At 55.9% G+C, this 16,798-nt stretch carries 17 protein-coding genes; 6 read left to right on the top strand and 11 right to left on the bottom strand.

The window, feature by feature from the left end; genetic code table 11:
- Positions 1–69 precede the first annotated feature (69 nt).
- Positions 70–285 (bottom strand): 30S ribosomal protein S21, encoded by a 216-nt coding sequence (gene rpsU / locus AC791_RS01990; protein ID WP_001144069.1) that lies wholly within the window; start codon positions 283–285, stop codon positions 70–72.
- Between the two features lie 235 nt (positions 286–520).
- Here rpsU and tsaD point away from each other — a divergent pair, with 235 nt between their 5' ends.
- Positions 521–1,534, top strand: coding sequence for a tRNA (adenosine(37)-N6)-threonylcarbamoyltransferase complex transferase subunit TsaD (tsaD, locus tag AC791_RS01985; protein WP_049838806.1), 1,014 nt, complete (start codon positions 521–523; stop codon positions 1,532–1,534).
- Positions 1,535–1,625: 91 nt separating this feature from the next.
- Here the strand turns inward: tsaD and ureG are convergent, their stop codons facing one another.
- From ureG to plsY, 8 genes are all read right to left on the bottom strand, one after another.
- Positions 1,626–2,243, bottom strand: coding sequence for an urease accessory protein UreG (gene ureG, locus AC791_RS01980; protein WP_049838805.1), 618 nt, complete (start codon positions 2,241–2,243; stop codon positions 1,626–1,628).
- A 9-nt stretch (positions 2,244–2,252) separates the two neighbouring features.
- Positions 2,253–2,927 carry an urease accessory protein UreF gene (locus AC791_RS01975; RefSeq protein ID WP_049838804.1) on the bottom strand — a complete coding sequence of 225 codons (675 nt, stop codon included), beginning with the start codon at positions 2,925–2,927 and terminating at the stop codon, positions 2,253–2,255.
- The gene (ureE, locus tag AC791_RS01970; protein ID WP_049838803.1) at positions 2,928–3,380 is read right to left on the bottom strand and encodes an urease accessory protein UreE; all 453 of its coding nucleotides are present in this window, start codon (positions 3,378–3,380) and stop codon (positions 2,928–2,930) included.
- Positions 3,381–3,389: 9 nt separating this feature from the next.
- The gene (ureC, locus tag AC791_RS01965) at positions 3,390–5,093 is read right to left on the bottom strand and encodes an urease subunit alpha (protein ID WP_049838802.1); all 1,704 of its coding nucleotides are present in this window, start codon (positions 5,091–5,093) and stop codon (positions 3,390–3,392) included.
- Positions 5,086–5,406, bottom strand: a complete 321-nt coding sequence (locus tag AC791_RS01960) for an urease subunit beta (protein ID WP_049838801.1) — start codon at positions 5,404–5,406, stop codon at positions 5,086–5,088. Before AC791_RS01960 ends, ureC begins: the two co-directional genes overlap by 8 nt.
- A 9-nt stretch (positions 5,407–5,415) precedes the next feature.
- Positions 5,416–5,718, bottom strand: a complete 303-nt coding sequence (locus AC791_RS01955) for an urease subunit gamma (RefSeq protein ID WP_049838800.1) — start codon at positions 5,716–5,718, stop codon at positions 5,416–5,418.
- A 9-nt stretch (positions 5,719–5,727) separates the two neighbouring features.
- Entirely contained in the window at positions 5,728–6,555 is an 828-nt protein-coding gene (locus AC791_RS01950) for an urease accessory protein UreD (RefSeq protein ID WP_049838799.1), read from the bottom strand.
- A 202-nt stretch (positions 6,556–6,757) separates the two neighbouring features.
- Positions 6,758–7,375 carry a glycerol-3-phosphate 1-O-acyltransferase PlsY gene (gene plsY, locus AC791_RS01945; RefSeq protein ID WP_049838798.1) on the bottom strand — a complete coding sequence of 206 codons (618 nt, stop codon included), beginning with the start codon at positions 7,373–7,375 and terminating at the stop codon, positions 6,758–6,760.
- A 107-nt stretch (positions 7,376–7,482) separates the two neighbouring features.
- Here plsY and folB point away from each other — a divergent pair, with 107 nt between their 5' ends.
- Both folB and bacA read left to right on the top strand, forming a co-directional pair.
- On the top strand, positions 7,483–7,851 hold the full coding sequence (gene folB / locus AC791_RS01940) for a bifunctional dihydroneopterin aldolase/7,8-dihydroneopterin epimerase (protein WP_049838797.1): 369 nt from the start codon (positions 7,483–7,485) through the stop codon (positions 7,849–7,851).
- A 124-nt stretch (positions 7,852–7,975) separates the two neighbouring features.
- Complete coding sequence (gene bacA / locus AC791_RS01935) at positions 7,976–8,797, top strand: undecaprenyl-diphosphate phosphatase (protein ID WP_049838796.1); 822 nt, start codon at positions 7,976–7,978, stop codon at positions 8,795–8,797.
- Between the two features lie 10 nt (positions 8,798–8,807).
- On the opposite strand, the gene AC791_RS01930 is transcribed toward bacA, so the two are convergent.
- Both AC791_RS01930 and AC791_RS01925 read right to left on the bottom strand, forming a co-directional pair.
- Positions 8,808–10,049 (bottom strand): multifunctional CCA addition/repair protein, encoded by a 1,242-nt coding sequence (locus AC791_RS01930; protein WP_049838795.1) that lies wholly within the window; start codon positions 10,047–10,049, stop codon positions 8,808–8,810.
- Positions 10,050–10,117: 68 nt separating this feature from the next.
- A complete protein-coding gene (locus tag AC791_RS01925) occupies positions 10,118–10,738 on the bottom strand; it encodes a TIGR04211 family SH3 domain-containing protein (RefSeq protein ID WP_049838794.1) in 621 nt (206 codons plus the stop codon).
- Between the two features lie 229 nt (positions 10,739–10,967).
- On the opposite strand from AC791_RS01925, the gene AC791_RS01920 reads away from it, so the two are divergent.
- Genes AC791_RS01920 through hldE form a run of 3 tightly spaced genes read left to right on the top strand, consistent with a single transcriptional unit; the run spans position 10,968 to position 16,635 of the window.
- Entirely contained in the window at positions 10,968–12,269 is a 1,302-nt protein-coding gene (locus AC791_RS01920; RefSeq protein WP_049838793.1) for an inorganic triphosphatase, read from the top strand.
- Between the two features lie 21 nt (positions 12,270–12,290).
- Positions 12,291–15,149 (top strand): bifunctional [glutamate--ammonia ligase]-adenylyl-L-tyrosine phosphorylase/[glutamate--ammonia-ligase] adenylyltransferase, encoded by a 2,859-nt coding sequence (gene glnE, locus AC791_RS01915; RefSeq protein WP_199485489.1) that lies wholly within the window; start codon positions 12,291–12,293, stop codon positions 15,147–15,149.
- A gap of 52 nt (positions 15,150–15,201) precedes the next feature.
- Positions 15,202–16,635 (top strand): bifunctional D-glycero-beta-D-manno-heptose-7-phosphate kinase/D-glycero-beta-D-manno-heptose 1-phosphate adenylyltransferase HldE, encoded by a 1,434-nt coding sequence (gene hldE / locus AC791_RS01910; RefSeq protein WP_049838792.1) that lies wholly within the window; start codon positions 15,202–15,204, stop codon positions 16,633–16,635.
- Positions 16,636–16,798 lie beyond the last annotated feature (163 nt).

Below are 16,798 nucleotides of genomic sequence, written 5' to 3'. Positions count from 1 at the left end.
TTCCTTCCGGAAGCACGGCCTTACAACTACAACTCGGTCTGCCAGATGAGGGCGTTGGCCCTCAAATCATTAGTACAGACGAGTACGGCGTGCGTTTTCGCGAGCCAGTTTCTTCGCGTGACGTTTCACAGCAGAAGCTTTAGCGCGTTTACGTTCGGTAGTCGGTTTTTCATAGAACTCACGACGACGAACTTCGGCTAAAACACCTGCTTTTTCGCAGGAACGCTTGAAGCGACGCAGTGCAACGTCGAACGGCTCGTTTTCACGTACTTTAATTACCGGCATGTAACTCTCACCTTTAATAAATTCGGTTTGCCGCTGGCATCACGCCAGCTTATTTCAAAATGGTGCGGAATTTTACTGCAATTGCTGCTGCTTTGTAAAGCACCGACGCGTATTTGAAAGGGACTTTTATAAGGAAGAGGAGTATACACGAGGCCCGTGCCTGCGGCGAACAAAGTTTTACATCATCCCGCATTGGTCCTACACTGCGCGGTATTGAAATGAGGTAAAGCAAACCATGCGTGTACTGGGTATTGAAACATCCTGCGATGAGACCGGAATCGCCATTTACGATGACGAAAAGGGTCTGTTAGCCAACCAATTGTATAGTCAGGTGAAATTACATGCTGACTACGGCGGCGTGGTGCCTGAGCTGGCTTCCCGCGACCATGTCCGTAAAACCGTTCCACTGATCCAGGCGGCGCTAAAAGAGGCCAGTCTGACGGCGAAAGATATTGATGCGGTAGCCTATACGGCAGGTCCGGGACTGGTTGGCGCGCTGCTGGTCGGTGCAACGGTAGGGCGCTCTCTGGCGTTTGCATGGGACGTTCCGGCGATTGCGGTACATCACATGGAAGGGCACTTGCTGGCACCGATGCTGGAAGATAATCCGCCGGAGTATCCTTTTGTCGCGCTGCTGGTTTCCGGCGGCCATACCCAGCTTATCAGCGTTACCGGTATTGGTCAGTATACGTTGCTCGGCGAGTCAATTGACGATGCCGCCGGTGAGGCGTTCGATAAAACCGCCAAACTGCTGGGGCTGGATTATCCCGGTGGTCCGATGTTGTCGAAAATGGCGGCCCAGGGTACAGAAGGGCGTTTTGTGTTCCCGCGTCCAATGACCGATCGTCCGGGGCTGGATTTCAGTTTTTCGGGCCTGAAAACGTTTGCTGCCAATACCATTCGTAATAATGAGGCAGATGACCAGACCCGGGCAGATATCGCTCGCGCGTTTGAAGATGCCGTCGTTGATACGCTGATGATCAAATGCAAACGCGCGCTGGATCAAACCGGATTTAGCCGTCTGGTAATGGCAGGCGGCGTCAGTGCCAACCGTACTCTGCGCACAAAGCTGGCTGAGATGATGCAAAAACGCCGGGGTGAGGTTTTCTACGCACGTCCGGAGTTTTGTACCGATAACGGCGCAATGATCGCCTATGCAGGAATGGTGCGTTTTAAAGCTGGCGCAACAGCGGATCTGGGCGTCACCGTTCGTCCCCGCTGGCCGCTGGCGGAACTGCCTGCGGCCTGAGCTACTCTCTCCCTCTCCCTGAGAGGGAGGGGGAGAGCCGAATACGTACGCCACCGCACTTCCGGACTCATGCGGTCCGGTATTGCCGGTTTTATCCTTTCAACATCCCTTTATCTTCCAGAAACGCAATGATCTTCTCCAGACCCTCACCGGTCTTCAGATTGGTAAACGTCCACGGGCGTTCACCGCGCATACGTAATGTGTCGCGCTCCATAACCTCCAGCGAGGCGCCGACATAGGGCGCGAGATCGATTTTATTGATCACCAGAAAGTCAGATTTTGTGATCCCGGGTCCGCCTTTGCGCGGAATTTTTTCGCCTTCTGCTACATCAATAACGTAGATCGTCAGGTCGGCCAGTTCCGGGCTGAAGGTGGCGCTGAGATTATCACCGCCGCTTTCGACGAAAATTAATGCCAGGTTGCCGAATTTTTCGCTGAGTGCTTCAACTGCCGCCAGATTCATAGACGCGTCCTCACGGATCGCCGTATGCGGGCAGCCGCCGGTCTCCACGCCGACAATGCGATCCGGCTCCAGCGCGCCCGCTTCAGTCAGGATGCGCTGATCCTCTTTGGTATAAATATCGTTAGTCACCACCGCAAGCTGGTACGTATTGCGCATCGCTTTACACAACGCCTCCAGCAGGGCTGTTTTCCCCGATCCAACCGGTCCGCCGACGCCAACGCGCAGTGGATGTGTAATGTGTGACATATTCTCTCCTCAGGAACGGAACAAACGCGAATATTGAGTTTCATGACGGGCCGAGGCGATGGCGGCGAGCGGCGTGGCGGAGCCAATATCACGCTCATCGCAGCACAGCGCCCGATCCATGCCTGCTGCATACTGTTCAGACAGGGAAAGGATCAGCTGCTGCGCCGCTTTCTGACCAAAAGGCACCAGCTTGACCCCGGCCATTACCGCACTTTCGATCCAGCTGTAGCCAAGACTCAACGCCAGCGCGGGCAGGGCAATCTGCCAGCGCACGCCGAGCCAGGCCATGCCGCAAAGCTGGCTTTGCGCAAATAGCGTGCGCCAGGCCGGGGGGCAATCCGGCTCCCAGTCAGTAACCAGACGGGTAAACGCCGCCCCGCGATTACGCTCTTCTTCGCGGAGTTCACGCGTTTCCCGGCAGGCCAGTAGCCAGGCGGTCCAGTGTTGGGCTTCGTGGAGGTCATCATGGATGCAAGCCTGATACAGACGGGCAAAAACAGGCAGATCCACGCTGAAAAAGCTGTGCTCCATCTGCTGAGTCTGCCAGCGCTTAAACGCGGCGCTGTCTGTTACCCAGCCCGCTTCCGTTGCCCATTCCAGACCCTGTGACCATGTAAAAGAGCCAACGGGCAGGCTGCTGCTGGCAAGCTGCATCAGGCGCATCAGTTGAACTGAGTCGGTCATTTAATGCGCATGTGCATGAGCGTGGGTTTCTCCGGAGTAAGCTCCGGCCTCTGGCTCAAACGGCAGATGGGCGAACGTCACCTCCAGCGCCAGCTGGCGCAGCATATCGTCCAGCACATGATCGTGGTGATAGCGCAATTCTCCTGGCAGGATCTGGAGGGGCACATGGCGATTACCAAGGTGATAACAGGCTTTGGCGAGCAGAAAGGGATCGTCGCAGCGTACGACGGATACCGATTCATCAGCGGCAACGATCCTGACGATTTCCAGACCGTCTGCGCTACTTAACACATCACCGCCGCGCAACAGCAGCCCTCGCGGTAACATCAGTCCGGCTTCGCGGCCGTCGCTGAGAGTCACTTTGGCGCGGCTTTTTACCCGCACGTCGACAGGCAGCGTTAGCGTGGCGGTCACCTGGCCAGGGGTGTCAATTCGCTGAGTCAGATAGAGCATCATACCTCCTTAAAACAGAAAATAACGCTGTGCCATCGGCAGGATGTCAGCGGGTTCGCTGGCGATTGTTTCGCCGTCGATGCGTACTTCATAGGTCTGGGCGTCAACGGTAATGTTGGGTTGCAGATGGTTGTGGATCATGTGGCACTTTTTCACCGTCCGACAGCCTTTGACCACGCCGATAATGCTCTGAAGATTGAGCTGCTGCGCGATATTACCCGCCTGTGCCGCCTGAGAAAGAAAGGTCATCCGGCAGGCATGACGGGCCGCGCCCAGTGCGCCAAACATTGGCCGGTAGTGCACTGGCTGTGGCGTAGGAATGGACGCGTTAATATCGCCCATTGGTGCCGTAGCAATCATGCCGCCTTTCACCACGGTCGCCGGTTTGACGCCGAAAAAGGCCGGCGACCAGACCACTAAATCTGCCAGTTTCCCGGCCTCAATCGAGCCAACTTCGTGAGCGATGCCGTGAGTCAGCGCTGGATTAATGGTGTATTTGGTGATATAGCGCTTCACGCGAAAATTATCGTTATCGCCCGTCTCTTCCGGTAGCGCGCCGCGCTGAACTTTCATCCGGTGCGCCACCTGCCAGGTTCTCAGGATCACTTCGCCAACGCGTCCCATGGCCTGCGAGTCCGAAGAGGTCAGTGAAAATGCGCCGATATCGTGCAGCACATCTTCTGCGGCGATCGTCTCCCGGCGAATGCGGGATTCGGCAAATGCGACGTCTTCGGCGATATCCGGATCAAGATGATGACACACCATCAGCATATCCAGATGCTCATCAATCGTGTTCACGGTGTAGGGCAGCGTCGGGTTGGTTGACGACGGTAATATATTGGGATGTTTGCAGGCCGTAATAATATCCGGCGCGTGGCCGCCGCCGGCACCTTCAGTATGAAAGGTATGAATAGTGCGATCGCCAATGGCCGCCAGGGTATCTTCGACAAAACCAGACTCATTGAGCGTATCGCTGTGCAGGGCCACCTGAATATCCATCTCATCGGCGACCGTCAGCGAACAATCAATGGCGGCAGGCGTTGCGCCCCAGTCTTCATGAATTTTCAGGCCGATAGCGCCGGCCGCTACCTGTTCGCGCAGGGTGGCCGGATTTGAGCCATTGCCTTTGCCGAGCAGGCCAATATTGACGGGCAGGGTATCGGCGGCCTGAAGCATACGGGCGATATACCACGGGCCGGGCGTACAGGTCGTGGCATTGGTCCCTGCCGCCGGGCCGGTGCCGCCGCCAATCATTGTCGTCACGCCGGAGACCAGCGCTTCTTCAGCCTGCTGCGGGCAGATCCAGTGAATATGCGTATCTACACCGCCTGCGGTAACGATCTTACCTTCGGCGGCGATCACTTCGGTCCCAACGCCTATCGGGATCGTTACATCGGGTTGAATATCCGGATTACCCGCTTTGCCGACCGCGAAGATCCTGCCATTTTTTACCCCGATATCGGCTTTAACGATCCCCCAGTGATCGATAATCAGCGCGTTGGTCAGCACCAGATCCACGCACTCGCTGGCCGGCATTTGCCCCTGGCCCATACCATCGCGGATCACTTTACCGCCGCCGAACTTCACCTCTTCGCCATAGGTGGTAAAATCGTTTTCTACTTCGATCCACAATTCGCTATCGGCCAGCCGTACTTTATCGCCGGTCGTCGGGCCAAACATATCGGCCCACGCCTGGCGGGAAACCTTAGTCATCGTGTGCCTCCAGCGAATTCATCACCTCGCCGCGAAAACCGAAAATGCGCCGCGCGCCGGCTACCGCAACCAGCATCACTTCCCGTTTCTGCCCCGGTTCAAAGCGTACTGCGGTGCCGGCAGCAATATTCAGTCGATAACCTTTGCAGCGTGCACGGTCGAACTTCAGCGCCGGGTTGACCTCATAAAAGTGATAGTGCGATCCGACCTGAACAGGACGATCGCCATGGTTTTCAACCACAATAGTTAAGGTCTGACGACCGGTATTGATTGCGATCTCGCCGGGCTGGATCTGGTATTCGCCTGGGATCATAATGCCTCCTCAGATAATCGGATGATGGACAGTGACCAGTTTTGAACCGTCGGGAAATGTCGCCTCGACCTGAATGTCGGGGATCATTTCCGCAATGCCCTCCATCACCTGATCGCGGGTTAACACGTGACGCCCATCCTCCATTAATGCGGCCACGCTTTTGCCGTCGCGCGCACCTTCCATAATGAATGCGCTGATGAGCGCGACGGCTTCCGGATAGTTAAGCTTCAGGCCGCGGGCCAGTCGTCTCTCCGCAACGAGCGCCGCGGTAAACAGCAGCAGTTTGTCTTTTTCTCTCGGCGTTAATTCCATAGGAGTCTCTCAGGTATGCCAGATGCGGGGAAATACGGGTGATTTTTGCAGCATTCGGGGACGCATGTAGCGCCATATCTCGCGCATGGCCCGCAGGCAGATCAGGTTATCGTGACTGAGAAAGCGTACCGTCAGTAGCTGGTCGATAAGCGTTGCACCTGCGTACGCTCCCAGCGGTTCAAGCCTTTCACGCACGCCTTCCAGCTGCGCGTCATCTGCCGGGTAAAACAGCAGCGTGCCGACCCAGGGGTGTTCGGCCACCGCAGACAAATCGCCATCGGCCAGATATAAGCGTTCAATTAACAGCGGCACATCATCTTTCCAGACTTCGATCCGATTATTCAGGCAGCCGCGGTGAAATGTTTCGTTGATAACCGGGCGTCCCAGACACAGTAAATCCCACGCCAGCAGGCGAGAGCCGGTACTGATATGGAAAACGGAGTCAACACGCGCCTGCGCGCCGGGGAAGAAAATGGCATCCTGCGGCAACCATTCCAGCGTCGCCTCAGGGGCCAGATGAAAGTGCTGACGCAGGCGGGCCGTCGGGCCACTGCTGCGATAAAATTTGCTGGCGCCGGGCATGGTCAGCAGCACATGACTTTGTGCATCCAGGGTGACGGAAATATCCAGCTCATCGCCACCAACAATCCCGCCGGGGGGATGCAGTAAATAGAGATGACAGGTATTACCTTCAGGATAAAAAGGCCGCTGTACGGTAAGCGGACCGGTATGACAGGCCGAATGCAGTCGCGTCTTTTCCACGGAATGACAAAACTGCAACGCAAGCGAAGCCTGCCAGCCTTTATAGGTTTTGTCGGGGATCGGGTTTACGACCATGCTGCATCCATCCACTTGCCATCTCCGCTTTCAGTATGCCCTGGCAGAAATCAACCCGGTCATATGAGTCGCTTATGGATAAACAATGAATGGCATACGCAGAGAAACGTCGTAGACAGAAAGGAAGATGGGGCGGTAGTGGAGACGTGCAGGCCTGATACGCGAAGCGCCATCAGGCATTGAAGGAGCAGGTAGCGCTGCGCTACTGCGGATTGTTGGGTTTTTTCTTTTTCAGCCGCGCCCAGATTTTTGTTTCCTGCCGACGCCAGAGGCGCTGAATATTATCGTGATGACGCAGCAGGATCAGACAGGAAAGCATCGACACCGGGAAGGTGAACTGCGGCATAAACCACCAGACATAAAACGGCGCGATCAGCGCGCTGACAATCGCGCCGAGCGAAGAGTAGCCGCTGAGCAAAATGGTCAATAGCCAGGTCCCGGCCATCACGCCGGTGAGATCCCAGCCGATAGGCGCAATGGCACCAAATGCCGTTGCCACACCCTTACCGCCACGAAAATGAAAGAAGACGGGCCAGATATGCCCGAGACAGGCGGCGATAGCAATCAGCCCCAGCCAGAATGGCGCGAGGCCTAACGCATACGCTCCCCAGACGGGCAGCATACCTTTTAACACATCAAAAATCAGGACTGCTACGGCTGCTGTCTTACCGCCAATTCTTAAGACGTTGGTCGCCCCTGGATTACCTGAGCCACTTTCGCGCGGATCGGGTAAACCTGCGATACGGCAGACCAGAATGGCGCTGGAAATTGAGCCGCAAAGGTAGGCGAGGATAATCATTCCAGCCGCGATTGCACTCATAACGCTGTTCCGTTTAGAAAAAATCGGTTTATTCTCTGCATCTGTGGATAATACGCATAATTCGCCGGAAGTGGTATCCGGTTTAGCCAAAAAGCAGGCAGGTCATGATGGATATTGTATTTATAGAGCAACTTTCGGTAATCACCACTATTGGCGTGTATGACTGGGAGCAAACTATCGAACAGAAGCTAATGTTCGATATCGAAATGGCGTGGGACAACCGCAAGGCGGCAGCCAGTGACGATGTTGCTGACTGCCTGAGCTATGCCGATGTCAGCGAACTGGTGGTCAGCCACGTAGAAGGTGGCCGTTTTGCGCTGGTGGAACGCGTCGCGGAAGAGATTGCAACGCTGCTGCTGGCACGCTTCCCCTCGCCGTGGGTACGTATTAAAGTCAGCAAGCCGGGTGCCGTGGCCCGGGCGACCAGCGTCGGTGTAATCATTGAGCGTGGCAATTTTCCTAAAGAAAACATTTAAATAAATTATTATTAAACGCAGCGTAAGAACGCTGGTCATAATGCAGGATTATTTTATCGCCGCCATACTGGATGTTGCAGTCAGGCTATAAATTTTATTCATTTATCTTTTAAGGGTTTACTTGATGAGCGATATGCACTCGCTGGTGATTGCAGCGATATTGGGTGTGGTCGAAGGATTGACGGAATTCTTGCCTGTTTCCAGTACCGGACACATGATCATCGTCGGTCACCTGCTGGGTTTTGAAGACGAAACGGCAAAGACCTTTGAGGTGGTGATCCAGCTGGGTTCTATTCTGGCTGTCGTGGTGATGTTCTGGCGTCGTCTGTTTGGCCTGATTGGCATTCATTTTGGCCGTAAGCCCGATCATGAAGGCACCGGGAAAGGCCGTCTGTCGCTTATCCACATCCTGCTGGGGATGTTTCCTGCGGTCGTGCTGGGCCTGTTGCTGCACGACATGATCAAGTCGCTGTTTAATCCAATCAATGTGATGTATGCGCTGGTGGTGGGCGGTGTGCTGCTGATTGTGGCCGAATGCCTGAAGCCGAAAAAGCCGCGTGCTGAGGGCGTGGACGATATCACCTATCGCCAGGCCTTTATGATTGGCTGCTTCCAGTGTCTGGCGCTGTGGCCGGGTTTTTCACGCTCCGGCGCGACCATTTCCGGCGGAATGCTGATGGGCGTGAGTCGCTATGCGGCGTCAGAATTCTCGTTCCTGCTGGCAGTGCCGATGATGATGGGAGCCACCGCGCTGGATCTCTATAAAAGCATCGATTTTCTGACGGTAGCCGACATCCCGATGTTTGCAGTCGGTTTCGTTACCGCGTTCGTGGTCGCGCTAATCGCCATCAAAACCTTCCTGCATATTATCAAGCGTATTTCGTTCATTCCGTTCGCCATCTACCGTTTTATCGTGGCGGCGGTGGTCTACGCCGTCTTTATGTAAGATGCTGCCCTCAGCTTTCCGGCTGAGGGCAGTTTTTATCTTTCCACTGCGCCACCGCCCGCACGCGGCGTCGGGTTAACTCCTCGCGGATCTTCGGTCCCTGAAATCCGGCTGCCACAACCTCACTGACCGGCACGGCTTTCGCCACTTCCCAGGCGGCGCGCAGCTGGCGACCCTGCGGATAATCATTGGCTTCAAACCCGGCACGTCCACGCACGTCGGCTTCGCTGGTTAACGCGATTTGCTCTACACGCTGCGGTTTGCGCCACGCATCGATGGAATCGAACAGTTTGACGATGGTCTTAGGCTGGAGCAGCGGAAAGGTATGGATGAGATCGTGGAACTCAGCCACCAGCTTTGCCAGATCGCGAATTTCATTAGGTACGCGCAGGCGGGTACAGACGTTATTGACCAGACGAACGCCGGCCGGACCGTGGCCATGATGCCGTGGCCATAGCTCAGGAGGGGTTAACCCTTTGCCGAGATCGTGACACAGCGTGGCAAAACGCACGTCGATTTCCGGGCTGAGCATCGCCGCCATCGACAGGGTCATTAACGTATGAATACCGGTATCGATTTCCGGGTGCCACTTTGCCGGTGCCGGAACGCCAAACAGCGCATCCAGCTCGGGAAACAGAACCTTTAGCGCGCCACAGTCGCGTAATACCTGAAAATAAACCTGCGGATTTCGCGTGCCAAGTGCGCTTTCAGTCTCTTTCCAGACCCGCTCGGGCGTCAGATGCTCCAGTTCTCCGGCGGCCGTCATCCCACGCATCAGCGCCAGTGTTTCATCGGCAATGCGAAAACTTAAATGTGCGTAACGAGCGGCAAAGCGCGCCACGCGCAGTACGCGCAGCGGATCTTCGCTGAAGGCGGGAGAGACATGGCGCAGAAGGCGATTTCGCAAATCTGCCTGCCCGTGCCAGGGATCGATAATCTTGCCGTCGGTATCCTGAGCCAGGGCGTTAACAGTGAGGTCGCGACGCTGTAAATCCTCTTCCAGCGTCACGTCCGGTGCCGCGTGGCAGGTAAAACCGGTATAGCCGACGCCAGATTTACGTTCGGTACGCGCCAGCGCGTATTCCTGGCGACTTTCAGGATGAATAAACACGGGGAAATCGCGGCCTACCTGAAGATAGCCCGCGTCAAGCATTTGCTGCGGTGTTGCGCCAACCACGACCCAATCCTGGTCTTTAATCGGTAGCCCTAATAATTTGTCCCTGACTGCGCCACCGACCAGATAACTCTTCACTGCACCTCTCCTCACCTATCGTCTATCGCCGAATCATACGTAAGTGTAGAGGAGAAGGCGAATCCGGCTTAATTCATCCAGCGGTCTTTACGCTTGCGGCTTGGGATCATATGCGGCAGCACCAGTCCCAGGAGAAGCCCGATACCCAGCACGCCGCCGCCGTACATAAACCACTGCATAATGATGGTGCGCTGCTTGTCATCAAGCTGCAAATTGGCGGCGCTGACTTTTTTCTGAGCAACAATAAGCTCATTTTTGAGCTTCTGATTTTCGTCTTTCAGACCGTTAATCACGCTGTCGCTCTGCGCGACTTTTTTCTGCATTTCAGCGGTGCGCTGGTTCCAGGTGGTATCAATACCGTTCAGCTTATCCGTCAGCGTTTTAACCTGGTTTTCAAGTTCCGGTACGCGTGAGCGCAGGCTCGGCTCAGTATTTAACTCTTTCAGTGGGATCCAGACGCTACGACCGCTGCTGTCACGCACCTGACCATAATTGGTGCTGGCATCCGTCTGAAGCAGGGTAACTTCCTCGCCGGCATTTACGGTGCCAACGAGGCGATAATTATCGCCGGGGCCGCTGCGGACCCAGGTATTGAGTTCATCTGAAACATACCGTTTTTCTTCACCATGAGAAACGGTAGAAACGCTAAGGGTAAGTAAAGTTAAGGCAATCAAGCGTAATTTAGGCATTAGATCATCGTTATTGTCATAGAAGTGGAACGAATGTCGTGGCAACAGTCTGACGACGTAATGGCGTAAGCAGCAATCGGAATCATCCGGGTCGGGAAGCCAAACTTTTCTGCTTTCAACACGCACAGTTCGTGGTATTTTGCCGCAAAATACTATCTACTGACAAAAAAGATGCGTGTAAGTTCGCGCTAATTGTCTTTCGTAACAACGTAACCTTAAGAATTCCGCTATGGCTCAAGAAATCGAATTGAAGTTTATTATTAATCACGATGGCGTCGGCACGCTGCAAAATCATCTGAACACGCTGTCGGCGGAGCATATCCCGGCCAGCCCATTGCTCAACATCTATTACGAGACGCCGGACAACTGGCTGCGTCAGCACGATATGGGACTGCGTATTCGCGGCAATAATGGCCATTATGAAATGACCATCAAAACCGGTGGACGGGTGATTGGTGGACTGCATCAGCGCCCGGAATACAATATTGAACTGAGTCAGCCGGAACTGGATCTGGCGCGGTTCCCCGCCGACGTATGGCCGCAAGGCGAAATGCCTGCCGGACTTGCAGAACAGGTGCAGCCGCTGTTCAGCACCGATTTCCAGCGTGAAAAATGGCTGGTCAACGTCGGGGCAAGCCGCATCGAAATTGCTCTTGACTGCGGTGAAATCAAAGCCGGCGAGTGGCAAGAGCAAATTGGCGAGCTTGAGCTGGAACTGCTGTCCGGCGATACGCAGGATATTCTCAAGCTGGCGCGTCAGCTGGTTAACCTTGAGGTGTTACGCCAGGGCAGCCTGAGCAAAGCAGCGCGCGGATATCATCTGGCGCAGGGCAACGCAGAGCGCCCACTTAAACCGCTGACTATTTTAAGCGTGCCGCGCAAAGCCAGCGTTGAGCAGGCGTTCGAAGCGGCGCTGGAGAACGCGCTTTCCCGGTGGCTGTATCACGAAGAATTATGGGTGCGCGGCAATAAGGCGGCCAAAGCAGAGGTAGTGGATGCGATCGCTCTGATTCGCCACACCCTCACCCTGTTTGGTGGCATCGTACCGCGGAAAGCGAGCGCTCGCTTACGCGATCTGTTAACGCAGTCAGAAACGACGCTGGCCTCGGATGTCTCAGCGCAAACGGCTGCCAGCAGCGCGACTATCGCGCTGGCGAAACTGACCCTGACGGAATGGCTGATCGCCCGCGGCTGGCAGGCTTTTCTGGATGATAAGGCGCAGGCGAAATTTGCCGACTCCTTTAAGCGCTATGCCGATATCTCACTCTCCCGCCATGCGGCTGAACTGCGTAAAACATTCGCCTATCCGCTGGTAGACAGCTATGGCGATCAGATCCCGCGCCTGAGCCGTGATATCGACAGCATTGCCATGCTGGCAGGCAATTACGATCATGTTGTCGCTCAGGCGTGGCTGGAAAACTGGCAGGGTCTGCTGTATGCGATCAAAAAACGCCAGCACATTGAAATTGAACATTTCCGTAATGAAGCGCTGGCGATGGAACCCTTCTGGTTGCACAGCGGTAAACGTTAATTCAGGTCAAGGATATTCGCGATGATGCCGCTTTCCTCACGCTTACAGCAGCACTGGCAAACCGTGCCAGGACGTCTGCCGGAGGATTTTCCGGTGCAAACGTTCAGCGAACAGGCACAGTCAGTGCTCACGTTCAGTGATTTTGTGCAACAGAGCGTGGCGGCATATCCTGAATGGCTGACGGCACTGGAAAACGCGCCGCCTGAAGAAGACGAATGGCAGCACTATGCGGCGTGGTTGCAGGAGACCCTGGCATCGGTACACGATGAAGCGGCGTTAATGCACGCTCTGCGTCTGTTCCGTCGGCGCATTATGGTGCGTATTGCGTGGGCGCAGGCGCTGATGCTGATGCGTGAAGAAAGCACGCTTCAGCAGCTAAGCGTGCTGGCGGAAACGCTGATTGTGGCCGCACGCGACTGGCTGTATGCCGCCTGCTGCCGCGAATGGGGCACGCCGTGCAATGCGCAGGGCGAGGCACAGCCGCTGCTCATTCTTGGTATGGGCAAGCTGGGCGGCGGCGAACTTAATTTCTCCTCCGACATCGATCTGATTTTTGCCTGGCCGGAAAAGGGCACAACCCAGGGTGGGCGGCGTGAGCTTGATAACACCCAGTTTTTTACCCGTCTCGGGCAGCGGTTGATTAAGGCTCTGGACCAGCCGACGCAGGACGGTTTTGTCTATCGCGTCGATATGCGTCTGCGGCCGTTCGGCGATAGCGGTCCGCTGGTGTTAAGTTTCGCCGCGCTTGAAGATTACTACCAGGAGCAGGGGCGCGACTGGGAGCGCTATGCGATGGTCAAGGCGCGCATTATGGGTGACAACGACGGCGTTTATGCCAGCGACCTGCGCGCCATGCTGCGTCCATTCGTTTTCCGTCGCTATATTGATTTCAGCGTCATTCAGTCTCTGCGCAATATGAAAGGGATGATTGCCCGGGAAGTCAGGCGTCGGGGACTCAAAGATAATATTAAACTCGGGGCGGGCGGCATTCGCGAAATCGAGTTTATCGTGCAGGTATTCCAGCTGATCCGCGGCGGGCGTGAACGATCCTTACAGCGCCGTTCGCTGCTGCCCACGCTGTCCGCGATTGCGGAACTGCATTTGTTGTCAGACGACGATGCGAATGCCTTGCGCGAGGCGTATCTGTTTTTGCGGCGGCTGGAAAATTTACTGCAAAGCATTAACGATGAGCAGACCCAGACCCTGCCGGGTGACGATCTTAATCGCGCGCGGCTGGCGTGGGGCATGCGCGTTGATGACTGGTCGACGCTGGAGGCTGTGCTTGCCGGGCACATGCATCGCGTTCGCCAGGTCTTTAATGAACTGATCGGCGATGATACTGCCGATACGGAAGCCGATCCGCTTTGCGAGCAGTGGCGTGAACTGTGGCAGGATGCATTGCAGGAAGAGGACGTTACGCCTGTTTTAGCCCATTTAACGCAGGCCGATCGTCACCGGGTGGTCGCGCTGATTGCTGATTTCCGCCACGAGCTGGATAAGCGGACTATTGGGCCACGTGGTCGACAGGTGCTGGATCACCTGATGCCGCACCTGCTGGCCGATGTCTGCTCCCGCGACGACGCGCCGGTGCCGCTTTCCCGGCTGATGCCGCTGCTCACCGGAATTGTTACCCGTACAACCTATATCGAATTGCTGAGCGAATTTCCCGGCGCGCTCAAACACCTTATAACGCTTTGTGCGGCCTCGCCGATGGTCGCCAGCCAGCTGGCACGTTATCCGTTACTGCTTGATGAACTGCTCGATCCCAGCACCCTGTATCAGCCTACCGCAACCGATGCCTACCGCGATGAACTGCGGCAGTATCTGCTGCGGGTACCGGAAGGGGATGAAGAGCAGCAGCTTGAAGCGCTGCGCCAGTTCAAACAGGCGCAACTGTTGCGTATTGCGGCAGCGGATATTGTCGGCACGCTGCCGGTGATGAAAGTGAGCGATCACTTAACCTGGCTGGCGGAGGCCATTATTGATGCCGTTGTTCAGCAGGCCTGGACGCAGATGGTGGCTCGCTACGGGCAGCCTGCTCATCTGCGCGAGCGAGAAGGGCGCGGATTTGCCGTCATTGGCTATGGCAAACTTGGCGGCTGGGAGCTGGGCTACAGTTCGGACCTGGATTTAGTGTTTCTGCACGATTGCCCGGCCGAGGTGATCACCGATGGGGAACGAGAAATTGACGGTCGTCAGTTCTATTTGCGACTGGCGCAGCGCATTATGCACCTGTTCAGCACGCGCACCTCCTCCGGCATCCTGTACGAAGTAGATGCCCGGCTGCGGCCTTCTGGCGCGGCAGGCATGTTAGTAACCACCGCTGACGCGTTCGCCGACTACCAGAAAAATGAAGCATGGACATGGGAACATCAGGCGCTGGTGCGCGCCCGCCCGGTGTATGGCGATCCGCAGCTGAACCGCCAGTTTGATACCATCCGTCGCGAGATTTTAAGCCTCCCGCGCGAGGGCGAAAAACTGCAAACCGAGGTCCGCGAGATGCGCGAGAAAATGCGTGCGCATCTCGGGCATAAACGTCGGGATCGGTTTGATATTAAAACCGATGCCGGTGGTATTACGGATATTGAATTTATTACCCAGTATCTGGTGCTACGTTACGCGCCTCTCCAGCCCAAACTGACCCGCTGGTCAGATAACGTGCGCATCCTCGAACTGCTGGCGCAGTACGCGATTATGGATGAGCAGGAAGCCCGGGCGCTGACTCAGGCTTACACCACCCTGCGCGACGAATTACACCATCTGGCACTTCAGGAACAGCCGGGAAATTTACCGACGGATGCCTTCATCGCCGAGCGTACGCAGGTCAGCGCCAGCTGGCAGAAGTGGCTGATGGAGCCGTACACATCCGGGCAGGTATGATATTATCGCGCGCAACAGAATGTATGACTGATGAATCTCTCAGGAGACAGGAATGAAAGTAACGCTGCCAGAATTTACACGTGCAGAAGTCATGGTGGTCGGTGATGTCATGCTGGATCGCTACTGGTATGGCCCAACCAGCCGTATTTCACCGGAAGCGCCGGTGCCGGTAGTGAAAGTCGATACCATTGAGGAGCGTCCTGGCGGCGCGGCAAACGTGGCGATGAACATTGCCTCGCTGGGCGCAGCCTCGCGTCTGGTTGGCCTCACCGGAATTGATGACGCCGCCCGCGCCTTGAGTAAATCGCTGGCAGACGTCAAGGTAAAGTGTGATTTTGTCTCCGTGCCGACCCATCCCACCATCACTAAACTGCGCGTGCTGTCGCGTAATCAGCAGTTAATCCGCCTGGATTTTGAAGAAGGTTTTGCCGGGGTTGATCCACAACCCCTGCACGATCGCATTCAGCAGGCGCTGGAACATATCGGCGCACTGGTGCTTTCCGATTATGCGAAAGGCGCGTTAGAGAGCGTTCAGCAAATGATTGCCCTGGCGCGTCAGGCCGGGGTACCGGTATTGATTGATCCGAAAGGCACTGATTTTGAGCGCTATCGCGGGGCCACGCTGCTGACGCCAAACCTCTCCGAGTTTGAAGCGGTGGCCGGGAAAAGCCAGAGCGAAGAAGAGCTGGTGGAGCGCGGCATGAAGATTATTGCTGATTTCGAACTTTCGGCGCTGCTGGTGACCCGTTCCGAGCAGGGCATGACGCTATTACAGCCGGGTAAAGCGCCGCTGCATATGCCGACGCAGGCGCAGGAAGTCTACGACGTCACGGGTGCCGGCGACACGGTGATTGGCGTGCTGGCGGCGACGCTTGCCGCGGGTAACTCGCTGGAAGAAGCCTGTTACTTCGCCAACGCCGCCGCTGGCGTCGTGGTGGGCAAACTGGGAACCTCAACTGTTTCGCCTGTAGAGCTGGAAAATGCGGTACGCGGTCGCGCGGAAACCGGTTTTGGCGTTATGGATGAAGCGGAGTTGCAGCAGGCCGTTGCCGCCGCCCGCAAGCGCGGTGAGAAAGTGGTCATGACCAACGGCGTGTTTGATATCCTTCACGCCGGTCACGTCTCCTACCTTGCCAACGCACGCAAGCTGGGCGATCGGCTGATTGTTGCCGTTAACAGCGACGCCTCCACTAAGCGTTTAAAAGGCGATTCACGACCGGTTAATCCGCTGGAGCAGCGGATGATCGTTCTGGGGGCGCTGGAAGCGGTAGACTGGGTTGTCTCATTTGAAGAGGATACCCCGCAGCGTCTGATCGCAGGTGTATTACCCGATCTGCTGGTGAAAGGCGGCGACTATCAGCCGGAAGATATCGCAGGCAGCAAGGAAGTCTGGGCTAACGGCGGCGACGTGCTGGTGCTTAACTTTGAAGACGGCTGCTCGACCACCAATATTATCCGTAAGATCCAGAAAGACAGCCGCCAGTAATGCGAAAAGGTGTCGGATAAGCGCAACGCTGTCCGGCACCTGACTACCGCGCCAGGGTGACTTGCGCGTTTTTTACCCATTCAGATCAACTTTTCCTCACTCAGCCCTGTACCCGTCCAGATTTGACCTAAGCTTAAAAAAATGGACAGGAGATGCAGTAAAG

It is taken from the genome of Klebsiella sp. RIT-PI-d (assembly GCF_001187865.1).
GTDB lineage: Bacteria > Pseudomonadota > Gammaproteobacteria > Enterobacterales > Enterobacteriaceae > Superficieibacter.
Note: the sequence above shows the minus strand (reverse complement) of the source record. Positions and strands in the feature narration are given on the sequence as shown.

What these genes read in the sequence shown, in the direction of transcription:
- AC791_RS01955 (WP_049838800.1), bottom strand. Translation starts at nt 5,718, where the DNA reads ATGGAATTAACGCCGAGAGAAAAAGACAAACTGCTGCTGTTTACCGCG.
- ureC (WP_049838802.1), bottom strand. Translation starts at nt 5,093, where the DNA reads ATGACTAAGGTTTCCCGCCAGGCGTGGGCCGATATGTTTGGCCCGACG.
- AC791_RS01975 (WP_049838804.1), bottom strand. Translation starts at nt 2,927, where the DNA reads ATGACCGACTCAGTTCAACTGATGCGCCTGATGCAGCTTGCCAGCAGC.
- AC791_RS01920 (WP_049838793.1), top strand. Translation starts at nt 10,968, where the DNA reads ATGGCTCAAGAAATCGAATTGAAGTTTATTATTAATCACGATGGCGTC.
- folB (WP_049838797.1), top strand. Translation starts at nt 7,483, where the DNA reads ATGGATATTGTATTTATAGAGCAACTTTCGGTAATCACCACTATTGGC.
- ureG (WP_049838805.1), bottom strand. Translation starts at nt 2,243, where the DNA reads ATGTCACACATTACACATCCACTGCGCGTTGGCGTCGGCGGACCGGTT.
- AC791_RS01950 (WP_049838799.1), bottom strand. Translation starts at nt 6,555, where the DNA reads ATGGTCGTAAACCCGATCCCCGACAAAACCTATAAAGGCTGGCAGGCT.
- tsaD (WP_049838806.1), top strand. Translation starts at nt 521, where the DNA reads ATGCGTGTACTGGGTATTGAAACATCCTGCGATGAGACCGGAATCGCC.
- plsY (WP_049838798.1), bottom strand. Translation starts at nt 7,375, where the DNA reads ATGAGTGCAATCGCGGCTGGAATGATTATCCTCGCCTACCTTTGCGGC.
- ureE (WP_049838803.1), bottom strand. Translation starts at nt 3,380, where the DNA reads ATGCTCTATCTGACTCAGCGAATTGACACCCCTGGCCAGGTGACCGCC.
- glnE (WP_199485489.1), top strand. Translation starts at nt 12,291, where the DNA reads ATGATGCCGCTTTCCTCACGCTTACAGCAGCACTGGCAAACCGTGCCA.
- AC791_RS01960 (WP_049838801.1), bottom strand. Translation starts at nt 5,406, where the DNA reads ATGATCCCAGGCGAATACCAGATCCAGCCCGGCGAGATCGCAATCAAT.
- AC791_RS01925 (WP_049838794.1), bottom strand. Translation starts at nt 10,738, where the DNA reads ATGCCTAAATTACGCTTGATTGCCTTAACTTTACTTACCCTTAGCGTT.
- rpsU (WP_001144069.1), bottom strand. Translation starts at nt 285, where the DNA reads ATGCCGGTAATTAAAGTACGTGAAAACGAGCCGTTCGACGTTGCACTG.
- bacA (WP_049838796.1), top strand. Translation starts at nt 7,976, where the DNA reads ATGAGCGATATGCACTCGCTGGTGATTGCAGCGATATTGGGTGTGGTC.
- hldE (WP_049838792.1), top strand. Translation starts at nt 15,202, where the DNA reads ATGAAAGTAACGCTGCCAGAATTTACACGTGCAGAAGTCATGGTGGTC.